General features: G+C 36.5%; 16 protein-coding genes. 12 read left to right on the forward strand and 4 right to left on the reverse strand.

The annotated features are described in order from the left end of the window. Positions 1 to 7: 7 nt before the first annotated feature. The gene (locus HQN86_RS04485) at positions 8 to 2,305 is read right to left on the reverse strand and encodes an Rv1355c family protein (RefSeq protein WP_172659820.1); all 2,298 of its coding nucleotides are present in this window, start codon (positions 2,303 to 2,305) and stop codon (positions 8 to 10) included. Positions 2,306 to 2,430: 125 nt separating this feature from the next. On the opposite strand from HQN86_RS04485, the gene HQN86_RS04490 reads away from it, so the two are divergent. From HQN86_RS04490 to HQN86_RS04505, 4 genes are all read left to right on the forward strand, one after another. Continuing rightward, entirely contained in the window at positions 2,431 to 2,895 is a 465-nt protein-coding gene (locus HQN86_RS04490; RefSeq protein WP_172659821.1) for a response regulator, read from the forward strand. A 193-nt stretch (positions 2,896 to 3,088) separates the two neighbouring features. Beyond that, positions 3,089 to 3,559, forward strand: coding sequence for a response regulator (locus HQN86_RS04495; protein ID WP_172659822.1), 471 nt, complete (start codon positions 3,089 to 3,091; stop codon positions 3,557 to 3,559). A gap of 19 nt (positions 3,560 to 3,578) precedes the next feature. Next, entirely contained in the window at positions 3,579 to 5,798 is a 2,220-nt protein-coding gene (locus HQN86_RS04500; RefSeq protein ID WP_172659823.1) for a T9SS type B sorting domain-containing protein, read from the forward strand. Between the two features lies 1 nt (position 5,799). Beyond that, the gene (locus tag HQN86_RS04505; RefSeq protein WP_172659824.1) at positions 5,800 to 6,816 is read left to right on the forward strand and encodes a PorP/SprF family type IX secretion system membrane protein; all 1,017 of its coding nucleotides are present in this window, start codon (positions 5,800 to 5,802) and stop codon (positions 6,814 to 6,816) included. Positions 6,817 to 6,824: 8 nt separating this feature from the next. Here HQN86_RS04505 and rpoN read toward each other — a convergent pair whose 3' ends face one another. Both rpoN and HQN86_RS27130 read right to left on the reverse strand, forming a co-directional pair. Beyond that, positions 6,825 to 8,297: an RNA polymerase factor sigma-54 gene (gene rpoN, locus HQN86_RS04510; protein ID WP_172660307.1), complete on the reverse strand. Its 1,473-nt coding sequence runs from the start codon at positions 8,295 to 8,297 to the stop codon at positions 6,825 to 6,827. 599 nt (positions 8,298 to 8,896) lie between these two features. Continuing rightward, entirely contained in the window at positions 8,897 to 9,196 is a 300-nt protein-coding gene (locus HQN86_RS27130) for an Lrp/AsnC family transcriptional regulator (RefSeq protein ID WP_353935603.1), read from the reverse strand. Positions 9,197 to 9,466: 270 nt separating this feature from the next. Between HQN86_RS27130 and mscL the strand changes: the two genes are divergently transcribed. After that, entirely contained in the window at positions 9,467 to 9,895 is a 429-nt protein-coding gene (mscL, locus tag HQN86_RS04520; protein ID WP_172659826.1) for a large conductance mechanosensitive channel protein MscL, read from the forward strand. A 1-nt stretch (position 9,896) separates the two neighbouring features. On the opposite strand, the gene HQN86_RS04525 is transcribed toward mscL, so the two are convergent. Further along, positions 9,897 to 10,763: a ChaN family lipoprotein gene (locus HQN86_RS04525; RefSeq protein WP_172659827.1), complete on the reverse strand. Its 867-nt coding sequence runs from the start codon at positions 10,761 to 10,763 to the stop codon at positions 9,897 to 9,899. Positions 10,764 to 10,960: 197 nt separating this feature from the next. On the opposite strand from HQN86_RS04525, the gene HQN86_RS04530 reads away from it, so the two are divergent. The 7 genes from HQN86_RS04530 to yidD all read left to right on the forward strand — a co-directional run bounded on the left by HQN86_RS04530 (position 10,961) and on the right by yidD (position 14,828). Next, positions 10,961 to 11,734 (forward strand): LiaF transmembrane domain-containing protein, encoded by a 774-nt coding sequence (locus HQN86_RS04530; protein WP_172659828.1) that lies wholly within the window; start codon positions 10,961 to 10,963, stop codon positions 11,732 to 11,734. An 11-nt stretch (positions 11,735 to 11,745) separates the two neighbouring features. Beyond that, positions 11,746 to 12,117: a DUF4288 domain-containing protein gene (locus HQN86_RS04535; protein ID WP_172659829.1), complete on the forward strand. Its 372-nt coding sequence runs from the start codon at positions 11,746 to 11,748 to the stop codon at positions 12,115 to 12,117. Then, positions 12,107 to 13,168, forward strand: a complete 1,062-nt coding sequence (locus tag HQN86_RS04540; RefSeq protein WP_246269427.1) for a sensor histidine kinase — start codon at positions 12,107 to 12,109, stop codon at positions 13,166 to 13,168. Before HQN86_RS04535 ends, HQN86_RS04540 begins: the two co-directional genes overlap by 11 nt. Beyond that, positions 13,146 to 13,886 carry a LytR/AlgR family response regulator transcription factor gene (locus tag HQN86_RS04545; protein ID WP_172659830.1) on the forward strand — a complete coding sequence of 247 codons (741 nt, stop codon included), beginning with the start codon at positions 13,146 to 13,148 and terminating at the stop codon, positions 13,884 to 13,886. Before HQN86_RS04540 ends, HQN86_RS04545 begins: the two co-directional genes overlap by 23 nt. Before the next feature lie 88 nt (positions 13,887 to 13,974). Next, positions 13,975 to 14,133: a 50S ribosomal protein L34 gene (gene rpmH / locus HQN86_RS04550; RefSeq protein ID WP_055133745.1), complete on the forward strand. Its 159-nt coding sequence runs from the start codon at positions 13,975 to 13,977 to the stop codon at positions 14,131 to 14,133. A 64-nt stretch (positions 14,134 to 14,197) separates the two neighbouring features. Then, the gene (gene rnpA, locus HQN86_RS04555) at positions 14,198 to 14,611 is read left to right on the forward strand and encodes a ribonuclease P protein component (RefSeq protein WP_172659831.1); all 414 of its coding nucleotides are present in this window, start codon (positions 14,198 to 14,200) and stop codon (positions 14,609 to 14,611) included. Beyond that, entirely contained in the window at positions 14,598 to 14,828 is a 231-nt protein-coding gene (gene yidD, locus HQN86_RS04560) for a membrane protein insertion efficiency factor YidD (protein ID WP_172659832.1), read from the forward strand. The genes rnpA and yidD overlap by 14 nt, the downstream gene beginning before the upstream one ends. The last annotated feature ends 17 nt before the right edge of the window (positions 14,829 to 14,845 follow it).

Below are 14,845 nucleotides of genomic sequence, written 5' to 3' on the forward strand. Positions count from 1 at the left end.
ATTGTGTCTAGGAAAACTTTAAAATATCTTCCAGTGGTCTTTTTAATGATCTAGAAGATGCTTCGTCAGCGTAAGACAACCTGAACATAAAAATTCCACAATTATTTCCCAAAGCAGGAAATATTTTCCGCAAGTCGTATTGTAGGGATTCAAGTTCTTGGGCCATATTAGCCGTCATACCAGCACCATTAGTCTGATTAAACCTATCAAATACAAACAGCGTGCCGCTGATAGGTTGAAACGAGAGACCGTTCAAATTAGCAGTGATCCATGCTCTTTGAAGAGCTTCGCCACCTTTCACAAAACTTTCCGGACTATACTCCGGCATGCTGATCAATCCGATGGCCGACGAAGAAGCAACCCCTCCTTTAGATATTTTTTCAAAAGCGCTTCCGCCTCCCCATTTGTTTAATAAAGTAATTACTTCAGGTTTAGCAGCAACCATCATTCCGGTCCTGTCACTCTCAGATAATTCCAGTGTGGCAATGTCGATTCCTTCAATTATCGGTGATCCGTCTGCAGAAGGCCATTTGATCTCTTTCGTAAAGAGGTCATGGTGGCCTTGAGGATGCAAGAATCTCAATCTTTCTACTGATGCTACAATGTTTGCTATTTCATTAATCGAGTCTCTATCTTCTACAAGATCCAGATGGGCATTTGGTTCATCAATGGTTACATTCTTACTTATTTTTGCAGTAACGGCAGCGTCAATAGGTTGCTGATCACCTTTCTTTCTATTAGTTAACCTTAATCCTACCCCAGCAATCAACTCATTGCGATAGGTTTGTCCCTCTGCTTTGCTAAATCCAAATGCTGCGATTAATCTACTGTCACTTCCTGCCGGAAACAAATTGATTGTTGTTTCCAAACCAAGGCTGGCAGCTTTTATTTTTAAATTCTCAATAGCGGCTCCAAGTGAAATATAAGAAGCTGTATTCTGAAAGTCCATCCATGAAATCGATTGGTTTTCATCATGGAACAAGAACAATTGTTCTTTATGATATAAAAACTTCCAAGGCTGGCTATTGCCTCCGGATGGGGCGAGTCCTGCAGCTGCAGCTAATTCTTTTACCTGCTCATGTGTGAGTGTCAGTTTTGAATGAATTTCAGTAGCTACTATATCTGCTGCTTTTTGCATCTCATCTAATTTCAACTCGGGAGCGGAATAATCTATCACCTTATAGAAATCGTCTTCAGGTTTTACTTTGTCGCTGATGATTTCTTCAAGGTCTACAAAATACCTTCCTGAATCATTGTATTGTCCTAATGCAATCCTTCTGCAAACATCAGCACCTAAAGCACCACCTAAAGCCACCGCCGAGGCCAATTGCGGCCAGGTAGTGATAGACTGCCCAACTTCAACCATAGAAGCTTTTAATCGATCTGACGACGTCTCTAAGCCCACCATAGGAAGGAGATAGGGGATCTTCTCTTCATTGGTCTTTAAATATTTAATTTTTGTGTGATCCAGGTGGTCTATTAGTCCATGTAATATAGCTCTGTCTGGCTCAAGGTCAAACCTTTCCACATCCAGCGTGCCTTTATCGCTGGCATCCATTACAACGGGAACACGAAGCGCTTTTGCCTTATGTCTTAGTAAAATTTTAATATCCAGTCCATCACACTCATCTACAATCACATCAAGTTTTCCGCCTTCCAAAAAGAAGCGATCCATATTCTCTTCCGTCATCCCATCCTCAAAAAGTGTAACTTTCAAAAAAGGATCTATTTCTTTAATTTCTCTGGCTACAATCACTACTTTCGGCAAGCCCAGGTTGTGTACACCAGTTCGGATCCTGTTTAGGTTTGTTAGTTCCAGTAAATCAAAATCCGCAAGTCTGATCTCTCCAAAACCACGTTCCATAGCCATAGTTATGGATACTGATTGGCCTACAGAAAGACCAACAACACCAACTTTTTGCCTGCCTAAAATATCCCTTTCTTCTCTTGTGATCTTGTAAATGTTGCGGCTGGTCCGCATTTCGATAAATTCTTCTTCATCAAGCAAATGCACTAAACGTTCAGACCATGGGTAATATACCCATACCCCATATTCCTGCATAGACAGATCACCGATATGAAGTTTTTTTAAGTGCTTTAATTCTTCTGCACTTGGTTTCTTTTTGGGTAATTTAGACTTTATTAGATCATCCAACTGAGTGTCAATTTGATCATGTATGGAGATGTGTTGCTTCTTTTTAAGCAATTCCTCTAGCCTGTTTTTGTCATTTTCCAAATAAATTCGAAAAAATAAAGGCTCTGTAGCCATAGTGTTTTCCACTGAGTTGTTCTCAAATAATAGCATCGCAATAATAGATAAAAAATATACCCCCAATTATTTATTTCAATAAATACAAAAATAGTATATTTGCTAAATATTTAACTATCTTAAGTAGGAGTTTAAACAATTTTGCATGGTTTTTTAGTTTTATGGATAGGCAAATAATAAGTGTATTGTATGTTGATGATGAAATACATAATCTAAACGCCTTTAAAGCTTCTTTTAGAAGGGTTTTCAATGTGCATACAGCAGAGTCTGCTGCTGAAGCAGTGCAAATATTGAAGCAAGAACATATTAATATCATACTTACCGATCAGCGCATGCCTGTTACCACAGGTATAGAATTCTTAGAATCAATCATTGATGAATATCCTGATCCAATTAGAATACTTCTTACTGGATATGCTGATATAAATGCAGTTATTGATGCAATCAATAAAGGGCAGGTTTATCTATATATTGCTAAGCCATGGCAAGAAGAGGAACTCCGATCAGCTCTGGAAAAAGCTTTTGAAGTATATTCTTTAAGGGAGAGAAATAAAGAATTAAATGAGGAACTTTTACTTGTTAACGAACAATTAGAGTTTATGTTGAGACAGAAGTTATTGTCTTAAGTTATAGCTTTTGAGCCCTCAAATAAGATCCGAATAGTTCAGTTTGATTTGTCTGAAAAATCAGGCACTTGGAGTTTAAGTCAAACAATTATTTAAAATAATTAAAACTTGTACTAGAAAATAACTTTTAAGCTAAATAACTTCATTAAAACTTATTAAATCGATATATTTAACAAAAAACATTTCAGAGAATATGAGCAGCGGTGCCTCAATAAACGTTTTGTATGTAGATGATGAACTTCATAACCTGAACTCTTTTAAAGCCGGGTTTAGGAGGTTATTTAATATTTTCACTGCTGAGTCTGCGTTAGAAGGAAGAAAAATTCTTGAGGCAGAGAATATTCATGTTATTATTACAGATCAAAGAATGCCAGTTATGACTGGCATCGAATTTTTGGAATCTATTATACCTGATTTTCCTGATCCGATAAGGATTCTTCTGACAGGGTACGCAGATATAAATGCCGTTATTGACGCAATAAATAGAGGACAGGTTTATAAATATATTCAAAAACCCTGGATGGATGAAGATTTGAGGATCAATATAGAAAAAGCCTTTGAAATATATTCTTTAAGAAAAGAGAACAGGGAACTTACCCAGCAACTGATATTAGCAAATAAGCAACTAGAATTTTTGCTAAGGCAAAATAATTTGCTGCCTTAAATGTAAGAGCCGATCAATTATGAGAATCTGGAGAATAACTTTACTAACATTAATTCATCTCTCCTTTTTCTTAAGTATTCAGGCACAAAATATATCCAATGAAGGCACTGATTTTTGGTCAGTATTTCCTACACATGATCCCGCATTTTACCTGGGGCTCCCAAAGCTCGCCAACAATACCATTTATGTGTCTTCAAAAAATAATTCAGAAGTAACAGTTACCTGTGGGGCTTGGAGTCAAACTAAGAAAATTATGGCCAACGTTGTTGAACCATTTCTTATTCCGAGAGCCGATGCATACGTCGATTTAAAAGACATAAATACCGTTAAAGTTCAAAAGGGAATACATATAACGGTCACAGCCGGCATGCCCAAAGTAGCCGTGTATTCACATATCTATGCGGGCAGGCGTTCTTCAGCATCTCTGATCCTTCCAACAGACGCGCTTGGACAACAGTATTTTTCAATGAATTATACTCAAAATGGCAATATAAACGATGGAGCAGGCAGAAATTACTTGGCAATTGTTGCAACTGAGCCAAATACAAAAATAATAATACATACAAGAGAGGGGAAAAGATCAGTTTCCTTTAATAATGCAGGAGAGGTTTATGAATATATGCCGCCTGACCAGCGAGATTTAACCGGTACAATTGTTGAAATAGATCCACTTTCTCCTGACAACTGTAATAAACGATTTGCTGTTTTTTCTGGAAATACTTCAGTTTCTATTGGTAAGGGTAGTCCAGATGAAGATTCCAGAGACCCGCTATATCAGCAGTTATATCCGCCAACAAGCTGGGGTAAAAACTATAGTGTAGTTCCATTTAAAGATAGAAAATTCTTGTTAAGAATATTAGCGCAAGAAGATAACACCCGGGTAGACTTTAATGGTGGTACATTTATATTGAATAAAGGACAATTTTACGAGAGCCCTTCGTTGCTAATGGAATCATTGTTCATTAAGGCGAATAAGAAGATAAGTGTAGCACAATATTCTTTAAGTCAAATCTGGTCATCTGCAACAAATCTTGAAATGTTGAGCGATCCTGATATGGTATTGCTTAATCCGATAGAATTTAATGTTAAGGCTATCACACTATTCTCATCTACAAAAGAGCGCATCTCTGAGCGCTATATTAACGTGAGTATGAAAACCTCAGTAACATCAACTTTTAAAATTGATGGAGCCGCTCCGGAAAATGGCACATGGTCAGTAATACCATCCAATCCTGAGTATTCATGCATACAGATAAGAATTAGTAATGTAAGTTCAACATTGACCGCCAACGATGGATTTAATGCTATTGCTTACGGCTTTGGCGAAAAAGAATCTTATTCGTATTCTGCTGGAACAAACCTAGCGGCCGACAATTATCTTTTGATTCATAATCAGTTAACCAATACGGATTCAAAAAATGCTTGTGTTGGTCAAAAATCAAATTTTAAAATTGTGTTACCCTATAAGGCGCTAAGCATAACGTGGGATTTAGAGGGGTATTCTCCAATAGATTACACACCAGAACCTCAAATAATACCTACTCCAGATGGTCCTTCCTATGCATACTTATACAACAGGGATTTCATCTTTGATGAGTTAGGGAAATTGAAAATGCAGATCACGGCTGTAAGACCAAATGAAAATAATTGTTTAAGTGCTGAAATCGAATATGATTTTGACTTTGATATAAATCCCGTTCCTACGCCCATTATAAGTCTGGATCCAGAGGGGTTTGTAGATTCCTTGATTAGTTTTACAGATCTAAGCAATTCTAACTTAACAGATAAACCCCTGAATAAGTGGTTGTGGGACTTCGGCGATGATCAGGTATCAACAGCACAGAATCCAACTCATATCTATCGAAAACCTGGTGATTTTACCGTTAGGTTTTTTACAGGAAGAGATGACGGATGCATGTCTGAAGTGATTACAAAAGTTATACGTATCCGGACTAAAATAAATTATGATTCAACGGATATATGTCCTCCAAATGCTTTTAGTCCTAATGATGATAAAATAAATGATACCTGGATTATTGATGCTATTGAAACTTACCCTGATGTTACAGTAGAGGTTTTTACTCGTTACGGAGCGCGAGTTTTTTTTAGCAGCGGGTATAGTGTACCTTTCGATGGAAAATTTAAAGGTGAAGCCTTGCCTGTGGGAACTTATTATTATATTATCGATCCAAACAATGGCACAAAAAGAGTAACAGGAGCTTTAACATTATTGAAATAACGTGAGAAAAAATATATACCTTATTCTGGCACTTGTATCACTAAATGTTGTGGCATTAGCGCAACAAAGGCCTCAGTATACCCAGTATATTTTTAACAATTACCTGTTGAATCCGGCCATTAGTGGTATTGAAAACTATACCGACATAAAAGTTGGTTATAGAAAACAGTGGGTTGGTATAAATGATGCACCTCAAACTTCATTTGTTTCAGTGAACTGGAAGCTTGGCGATGATTATTTATGGAGAAATCCGCTATCCTTGCCTGATAAGGGAGACAACCCGATGAGCAGGAATTATATGCAAAATTATACTGCTTCACCTTCACACCACGGGATGGGAATAATCGCCGTATTGGATGAAGTTGGGCCAATATCGAGATTAGATGCCAATATTACATATGCCTATCACCTGCAAATGGCCAATCAGTTAAATCTTTCGGTGGGTGTTGCTGCCGGATTAACAAGGATAGGGTTCGATTCGGGCTCATTGCAGTTTCATGATGGAGAAATAGAACCAGCAACCAGGAATGCCATTGAAAGTCAGGTTAAGCCAGATTTGGGACTTGGAATTTGGTTATATGGAGCCAGATTTTTTGCAGGTGCATCGGCGCAGCAAATCTTATCTCAGAAGTTAAAATTTGTGAATGATCCTGGATTCAATCTTGGAAAGGAAGTTCCGCACTTTTTTGTTACCACCGGATATAGATTTTTTGTCTCAGAAGAGATATCTGCAACTCCTTCTGTGATGTTCAAAAAAGTAAGCCCTACACCGGTATCAATAGATGTAAATATGAAACTGTCCTTTAAAGACCGATTTTGGATAGGGGGGAGTTATCGTAAAGACGACTCATTTGCCGCATTGGCCGGGGTGAATATTAGCAAACTGATTAACCTTACCTATTCTTACGATTTTGTTACTTCGGATCTGAATCGTGTTACGAATGGAAGCCACGAAATTGTTTTAGGATTCCAACTCAATAATGTGTACGAAGTGTTTAGCACCACAAAAATGTGGTAAATCAAATATTAAAGCTCTTTTCTAAGGCGGGCCACAGGAATATTCATTTGTTCCCTATATTTAGCTACAGTTCTGCGGGCAATATTGTACCCTCTGTCTTTTAGTATCTCTGTGAGCTTTTCATCTGCAAGTGGTTTGCGTTTATCCTCATTGCCGATGCAGTCTTCAAGGATTTTCTTAACTTCTTTATTAGAAACCTCTTCACCACTTTCTGTTTGTATGGCTTCAGAAAAGAACGATTTCAATAGAAAAGTACCAAATTCGGTTTGAACATATTTAGAATTAGCAACCCTCGAAACCGTAGAGATATCCATATCTATTTTATCTGCAATATCTTTTAAGATCATTGGGCGCATTTTACGCTCATCTCCGGTAAGAAGGTATTCGTATTGATATTGCATAATAGCATTCATGGTTTTAAGCAAAGTCTGCTGCCTTTGCTTAATGGCATCGATGAACCATTTTGCCGAGTCCAGTTTTTGTTTTACAAATTGAACCGCTTCCTTCATCTTTTTATCTTTCTGGGCTGCTTTATCGTAATGATCAAACATGTCAATATAGGAGCGGCTAACCCTTAATTCCGGTGCATTCTTTGAATTGAGCGTAAGAATTAAGATACCATCATTATTTGATACATGAAAATCGGGAATTACCTGTAATTGTTTTGTTGTTACCTGATTAGAATCGCCAGGCTTAGGGTTGAGCCGTAATATTTCGGCAATAATCTCCTTAAGATCTTCACTGCTTAAACCTAAAGATTTTTCAAGTTTATCGTAATGCTTTTTGGTAAACTCGTCAAGATAATTTTCAACAATTTCAATAGCCTTTAAAATAATTGGGTTACTAGGGTCTTTCCGTTTCAACTGAAGGGTTAAGCACTCCTGCAAATCTCTGGCCGCAATACCCGGAGGATCAAATGCCTGAATAACCTTAAGCATTTCAAAAACATCTTCTTCTTCAACCATTACATTTTGAGAGAATGCAAGGTCATCAATCATTGAAGTAATTGGGCGGCGTAAATAACCGTCGTCATCCAGGCTTCCTATAATTTGTTTACCAATAATAAAGTCCTGATCTGATAAAGGAACAAGATCCAGTTGTTCCTGAAGGCTTTCAAAAAAGGTACTTTCAATCGCAATTGGAGTTTCCTTTTTCTCTTCATCGTCATCATTGTTATTGTACGATGTACTGTAATCATTTACACTATCGTCCTGCAAATAGTCATCTACATTAAATTCATCAACACTTTCTTCCTTTGCTCCGGCATCAAAATCATCCGGTGCATCATTTAAATCATCATACTCACTTTTAGGTTCTTCTGCAATCATTAGACTTGGATCTTCCAATGCAGGATTTTCTTCCAATTCTTCTTTAATACGTGTATCTAAAGCAACGGTTGGTACCTGCAGCAATTTTATAAACTGAATTTGCTGAGGCGATAATTTTTGAAGGAGTTTTTGTTGTAAATGTTGTTTAAGCATAGAGTAAGTGGCCCGGTAATTTAATATACCTGTTTCAAAAATACGCATTTCGTTTATATAATAGCAATTGCCACAATTATATTATAGAAAATACCTGATAAACAGAGCGAAATATATCAACCGTTTTTAGCGAAATATTTCATCGACATTACAAATATCTATTCCCCTTTGACGATGATTTTATATAAATGTTTTTTTATGATTAATGTAATTAATTTTAATGATAATTTGGCGCAAATATACGTTGAAAAGGTTTTGAAATAGCTAGAAAAAAGGGTTATGCGTGAATAAAAATTGGGTGGTCCAGGTCATTCAGCCCTCGTACCACTCCGGTTCTGTTTTTGTTCGGCTCTGGTCGAACGAGGTCCGAACAAGGTACCTATTAAAGTGCTGCAAAAACCGACTATATTACAGGCCCCAGTCAGCGCCCTTTCCAAATCTGAAACTAAACCAAAATTCATCCAATTTTTGGTAATCAATTGTATGGATTTACGATCAATTGATTTCATACGATTAAATATATTATAAATAAGAATATAATGCAACATTGTATTCTTATTTATAATACTTACTATCTCAAAATTTGTACTTAAAACAAATCACGAAAGTTTGAGCGCCGCTTCACGCTTATGTTCCGCTAATACATAATAAGTGAAAGTTTTTCCCACCATAGCCATTGCTTTAAGTTTTGTTTCAAAAAAAACATAAAAACTCTTAGAGCAGGTGGTCGCAACTTTAAGATGAAAATCATATTGTCCGGCGATCTGAGAACATTCCATTACCTCTTCGAAAGTGTTTATTTGCTGAAAGAAATTGTAAGCTGCCAGTGATGAATGGTCATTGAGTCTAACAAGTATATACGCCAATTCAATCTTATGGAGTTTTGTGTAATCGAGCAATAGTACAGATGCTTTTACAAAACCTCCCTTTTTAATAGTTTGATTCTTTCATGTGTCGCTGATTCCGATTTATGAATTTTATGAGCTATTTGCTTTATTGGCGGAGCCATGGTGGATGTCTGTCATAGGGGTGCCAATAACAGGTTAAATTTAGGCTAGAAAATGGCTTGGCCTGGATGGGCGGCCGTTTTTTTTTGAATTTCTTCAAAAACAATTCTTTGATATCTATGTTTAATTTTCTAATTTTAGATAAAACAAAACTAAACTATTATGGGGTTTGTAAAAGAATTTAAAGAGTTTGCCATCAAAGGCAGCGTGATGGATCTCGCAGTCGGTGTAATTATCGGTGGTGCTTTTGGTAAGATCATAGACAGTGTTGTTAATGACCTTATCATGCCGTTAATTTCAACAATAGTCGGCTCGGTTGATTTTAGTAATATGTATGTAGTACTAAAAGGAACTGTTTCCGAAGGAATGGCACTTGTTGATGCAAGAAAAGTTCCTGGAGCTGTTGTTTTTGCTTACGGTAATTTCATTACAGTAGCTATTAACTTCATATTACTTGCATTAGCGGTATTTATGCTTGTAAAAGGGATTAATTCAATGAAACGCAAACAAGAGGCAGTTGCAGCCGCACCTGCAGGTCCTACTAAAGAAGAAGTTCTACTTACTGAAATCAGAGATTTACTGAAAAAGTAAATTAAAAGCTCTTTTTGACACCTGGGTCGGTTATAATAATATAATCACCCAGGTGTTTGTGTTTTTCCCATTCCGGGTTGTTAAAATCTGCCGAAGGGAAACACGACAAATTCGAAATGGTAAGTTTCTTCGAAGTACTTTTTAATTTTGCAAGCGTACCCAATCTTTCGTCACTATGAAAGCGGCCATTGAGCTGTAATATCTTTGTACCCTTATGTTTCTTTATATATCTGACAATAGACCAAGCCATTGTAGCATCCCAAAAATTCTGAGTCTGGTATATTTTCATGCTACCCATATTATGGCCGCCAAGTTCTTTTATAAATTTATTGTAATAGCTTCCGGTTGCTGTGTCTATAGGTAGTGGGGGTAAATAAGCTTTCGACTCTTTAGGAAGGGTATTTAAAACATTGAGCCCTGATTTACTAACCATATTGCTATATCTTGCAGCTCCATTAGCTCCAATTACATCTATTTTGTTGGCTTTTGCATATTCAATAAGGGGGCTGTAGTCCTTATAGTTGTTCCATGCCCTAGCTTCTTTCGTGAAATTTTTTTCAGAGATATAACCTCCTAGATATTCATTTATCACGGGCTGTACATCGGTATGAAACATTTCCATAGAAAGAGCAGTTTTGGGATATGCAAGATGGATCTGTTTAAGAATTTCAAGCTCCAATGTGTGACCTACAGAATCATTGTGCTCTTCACCAAAAAATAAAACATCTGTTTTGTTTAGATTTTGGATCAATTCATTTACAGAGATAACTTTTCGATTTTTAACATCATAAATTTTATACTGCCGCGAAGTTTGCGCTAAAATAAATAAGGGCAGGCATATGCAAATAATAGTAAGGAGATGTTTCATGTGTCAAAAGTAAGGGATATTTTCACCGATTAAAAATGCACGTTTACCGATCTTTGGCGTAGATATAAATCATTAATGTTGGCTAATGGGATGGTTCTATATACATTTGATCTAGTACATTATATTAAAAGTTAAATAGAGCATAAAATTCATAAAGATTTTAATAGACTTTATTGAATTATATAAAATATACAGAAATGGAAAAATTTACGAACAACAACAGTTCTAGCAGATTATGGAGTGGGTTGATAATATTAGGTGTAGGTCTGGTGTTCTTTTTAAGGAATTTTGGCATCGATATTCCTCATTGGGTTATCAGCTGGCATACCTTGTTGATTGTAATCGGCTTGCTGGTTGGTTATAAGAGGAACTTTAACGGTGGTGGATGGATGATAATGGTGTTGGTAGGAGGGTTTTTTACACTTGAAGACATTGGAGAATTTGACTTGTCCAAATACTATTTTGCTATTGCATTTATTATTCTTGGTTTGTACATGATTTTTAAACCCAAAAGAACTGAATGGGATAAAGAGAGGTGGAGAAAAAGATGGAATAAAAGACATCCACGTTTCAGAAACTTTGATGAAGCTGTGAATACAGATGAAACGAAAGAATATAGCGATATAGATAAAGATGATATTCTTGATTCCGTGAATGTGTTTGGAGGCAGCCATCAAAATGTATTCTCAAAGAATTTTAAAGGAGGGGATGTGATCGCGATTTTTGGTGGCTCGGATATCAACTTAACGCAAGCTGATTTTGAAGGCACAATAATTCTGGAGGTGGTTGCAATATTTGGAGGATTAAAGATCGTGATTCCACCAAGTTGGGAAGTGAAATCTGAAGTTACCGCCATTTTTGGTGGTATGGATGATAAGAGAGCAATGGGTCAGGTGATAGACGGGCCAAGAAAAATAATAATTATTAAGGGGGTGGCATTATTTGGCGGGGTGGATATTAGAAACTTTTAAAACCCTATGTTATGAAATGGTTTTTAGTAAGGTATATTTATGAAATAGTTTGCGGTGAGGGTAGTTACAAACCGCAGTTTGATGAACAATTAAGATTAATGCTAGCATTAAATAGTGCAGAAGCACTTTTAAAAGCAGAAGAAACAGCCAATAGTTTTCATCCGCCATTTAATAACTGTAGTGGCGAACTGGTAACCTGGAGATTTATTTGCATTGCTGATCTGCATGAAATTCAAACACCTGATGATGGTGCTGAAATAGCATCAATAATGCATGAACCAATTGATGTCTCTGCTTTTTTAGATCAGATAGAAAAGAGACAGGCCTTTTTAAAAGAACATATACAACTTACAACTACAGAATTAGATTGTTTTGACAACTAGACCTCTATCAGTTCCACAGATCCAGAAGTTTGCCCTTGTTATATTTTTAGCCTGGGTAGCAATTTTTGTGTTCCTGTTTTATTATACACTGAATTTTACGCTGCCTGTTTCTGTTGCTGACAGTTTAATAACAAATGGGCTATTGGCTATAGCATGTATTATTCTGAGTAATTTATTAGGTTATTACCAACCTAAAAATGAAACGATATTGTTTATACTGGTGTTAACTCTAATGCTGGCTCTGATCATCACTTTTGCAAGTAAGTTTGCACTAAACTTTTTGTTTGTAGATAACCTTACTTACCAAAGTTTTTTAAACTTGTCTTTATTGGTTCGCTTTATTATTGTATTTATATTTTTAGCCTGGTGTGCTTTAGCAAATATATTATGGTACAGACTGGAAGAACAGTCTGCCACCCAGCAAAGATTGCTCACGGCTCAGAACTTATCAAAGGAAGCAGAATTAAATAAGCTAAGGCATCAGCTGCAGCCACATTTTTTGTTTAACAGCTTGAACTCTGTATATGCCCTTACTATAGTAAATCCTAAAGAGGCAGGCACCATGATCACTAAGCTTGCCGCCTTTTTAAGAGGTACATTAAAACGTGATGATGAGGTTTGGGTTAGCGTAGGAGAAGAGATGGAATATATCCAGCTTTATCTTGATATTGAAAAAGTAAGATTTAGCCACAGATTGAATATTGATATTAATATCGACGAGGATACGTTGAATCTGTATTTGCCAGGTACATTGTTACAGCCGATAGTAGAAAATGCAATAAAATTCGGCCTTTACAATACCTCGGCTGCAATTACAATCTCAATGCAAGTAAAGGTTGAAAATAATGTACTGGTGATTATGGTACAAAATCCTTATGATCCTGAAATGAAGGCGGCTGGCGGAACTGGTTTTGGTTTGTCTGCTATTAAAAGAAGGCTATATTTGTTGTTCGCTGATGAAAAATTGCTGAAAACAAAGGCTACAGAAGATAATTTATTTATAACAACGCTTAAAATACCTCAGGCAAATGATAAGAACAATACTAATTGATGATGAACCCTTAGCCAGGGATATTGTGAAACATTATCTGAGCGACTTTCCAAATATTGAGGTGGTGGCAGAATGCAATGATGGGTTTGAAGGTATTAAAGCGATCACTCAGCACCAGCCTGATTTTATTTTTCTGGACATACAAATGCCAAAAATTAATGGTTTTGAGATGTTGGAATTAGTAGAGAAACCGCCTGCGGTAATATTTACCACGGCATTTGATGAGTATGCAATTAAGGCGTTTGAAGTTAATGCGGTCGATTATCTATTAAAACCTATTGAAAAGAGCAGGTTTGATCTTGCTATGCAGAAACTACCATCAAGGTTGAATAACAATAGTGATGAATCAACCAGAGAATTATTAGATTCTGCAGCGCTTAGTCCAACACAAAATAATAGGGTTGTAGTTAAAAAGAATGGGGTAATTAAAATTATTGCCGTTTCTGATATTCACTACCTGGAGGCAGATGATGATTATGTGAAAATGAGTACCGTTGAGGGGATATTTCATAAGAATAAAACAATGAGCTTTTTTGAACAAACTTTGGACTCCGCTCAATTCATTAGGATACATCGTTCATATATTATAAATTTGGCGCAGGTTACTAAGATCGAGCTGAAAGAAAAGGATAGTTATATTGTTCTTTTAAAATCGGATATATGGCTGCCAGTGAGTAAAACAGGGTATGTGAAGTTGAAAGCTGCACTAGGCTTATAGAAAATTCTAATTCTATTTGCAATTAGAAAAAAATCGCACTATATTTGCACCTCTTAATTAAAAAAATAGTCTAAGATATAATACAGTTATGAAAAGAACATTCCAACCTTCGCAAAGAAAGAGAAGAAACAAGCATGGCTTCCGCGAAAGAATGGCTACAGCAAACGGTAGAAGAGTATTAGCTTCACGTCGTGCAAAAGGAAGAAAAAGATTATCAGTTTCTGACGAACGTCGTCATAAAGCATAATTTTTGATTGCAGCACGTTTAGGTGTTAGCAGATCAGGACATCTGCAAAGTTGCGATCAAAAACATGAACACATTTAACAAAGAAGAACGGTTATGTAGCAGGAAGTTAATTGACTTGCTATTTAAGAACGGTTCTTCTTTTTTATTATACCCCTTTCGCGTATCTTATTTATACGTAGATACAGCGCACAAATATCCTGTGCAGGTTGTAATTAATGTTTCTAAAAAACGCTTTAAAAGGGCAGTAGATAGAAACTTGATTAAACGCCGCACCCGTGAGGTTTATCGCCTTGGGAAACAATCACAGCTTTACACATCTCTTGTCGGTTCTAATGAGCTATTGTTGCTTTCTGTGCAGTTTATTGGCAAGCAGATTTACGATTATTCATTTTTTGAGAAAAAAATGTCCGGAGTTTTTAAAAAATTAGTTGCAGCCGTTGGGACCAATGAAATGAAAAAAGCTGATGGGGATAATTAAAAAGCTAATTGGCTGGTTTTTTTTAGGCTTGATAAAGCTTTACCAATGGTTATTGTCTCCATTGCTTGGAGCAAGTTGCAGATATACGCCTACTTGTTCTCAATATGGTATTGAGGCTATTAAAAAGCATGGTCCGTTTAAAGGAGGCTGGTTAACTTTGAAACGTATTGGCCGGTGCCATCCTTGGGGTGGTCATGGCCATGATCCTGTTCCGTAATGATATTTTTAATTTAA

It is taken from the genome of Pedobacter panaciterrae, from assembly GCF_013204795.1.
GTDB classification, from domain to species: domain Bacteria; phylum Bacteroidota; class Bacteroidia; order Sphingobacteriales; family Sphingobacteriaceae; genus Pedobacter; species Pedobacter panaciterrae.

What these genes read in the sequence shown, in the direction of transcription:
- HQN86_RS04500 (WP_172659823.1), top strand. Translation starts at nt 3,579, where the DNA reads ATGAGAATCTGGAGAATAACTTTACTAACATTAATTCATCTCTCCTTT.
- HQN86_RS04530 (WP_172659828.1), top strand. Translation starts at nt 10,961, where the DNA reads ATGGAAAAATTTACGAACAACAACAGTTCTAGCAGATTATGGAGTGGG.
- HQN86_RS04490 (WP_172659821.1), top strand. Translation starts at nt 2,431, where the DNA reads ATGGATAGGCAAATAATAAGTGTATTGTATGTTGATGATGAAATACAT.
- HQN86_RS04525 (WP_172659827.1), bottom strand. Translation starts at nt 10,763, where the DNA reads ATGAAACATCTCCTTACTATTATTTGCATATGCCTGCCCTTATTTATT.
- HQN86_RS04485 (WP_172659820.1), bottom strand. Translation starts at nt 2,305, where the DNA reads ATGCTATTATTTGAGAACAACTCAGTGGAAAACACTATGGCTACAGAG.
- rpoN (WP_172660307.1), bottom strand. Translation starts at nt 8,297, where the DNA reads ATGCTTAAACAACATTTACAACAAAAACTCCTTCAAAAATTATCGCCT.
- rnpA (WP_172659831.1), top strand. Translation starts at nt 14,198, where the DNA reads ATGAACACATTTAACAAAGAAGAACGGTTATGTAGCAGGAAGTTAATT.
- HQN86_RS04495 (WP_172659822.1), top strand. Translation starts at nt 3,089, where the DNA reads ATGAGCAGCGGTGCCTCAATAAACGTTTTGTATGTAGATGATGAACTT.
- rpmH (WP_055133745.1), top strand. Translation starts at nt 13,975, where the DNA reads ATGAAAAGAACATTCCAACCTTCGCAAAGAAAGAGAAGAAACAAGCAT.
- mscL (WP_172659826.1), top strand. Translation starts at nt 9,467, where the DNA reads ATGGGGTTTGTAAAAGAATTTAAAGAGTTTGCCATCAAAGGCAGCGTG.
- yidD (WP_172659832.1), top strand. Translation starts at nt 14,598, where the DNA reads ATGGGGATAATTAAAAAGCTAATTGGCTGGTTTTTTTTAGGCTTGATA.
- HQN86_RS04535 (WP_172659829.1), top strand. Translation starts at nt 11,746, where the DNA reads ATGAAATGGTTTTTAGTAAGGTATATTTATGAAATAGTTTGCGGTGAG.
- HQN86_RS04545 (WP_172659830.1), top strand. Translation starts at nt 13,146, where the DNA reads ATGATAAGAACAATACTAATTGATGATGAACCCTTAGCCAGGGATATT.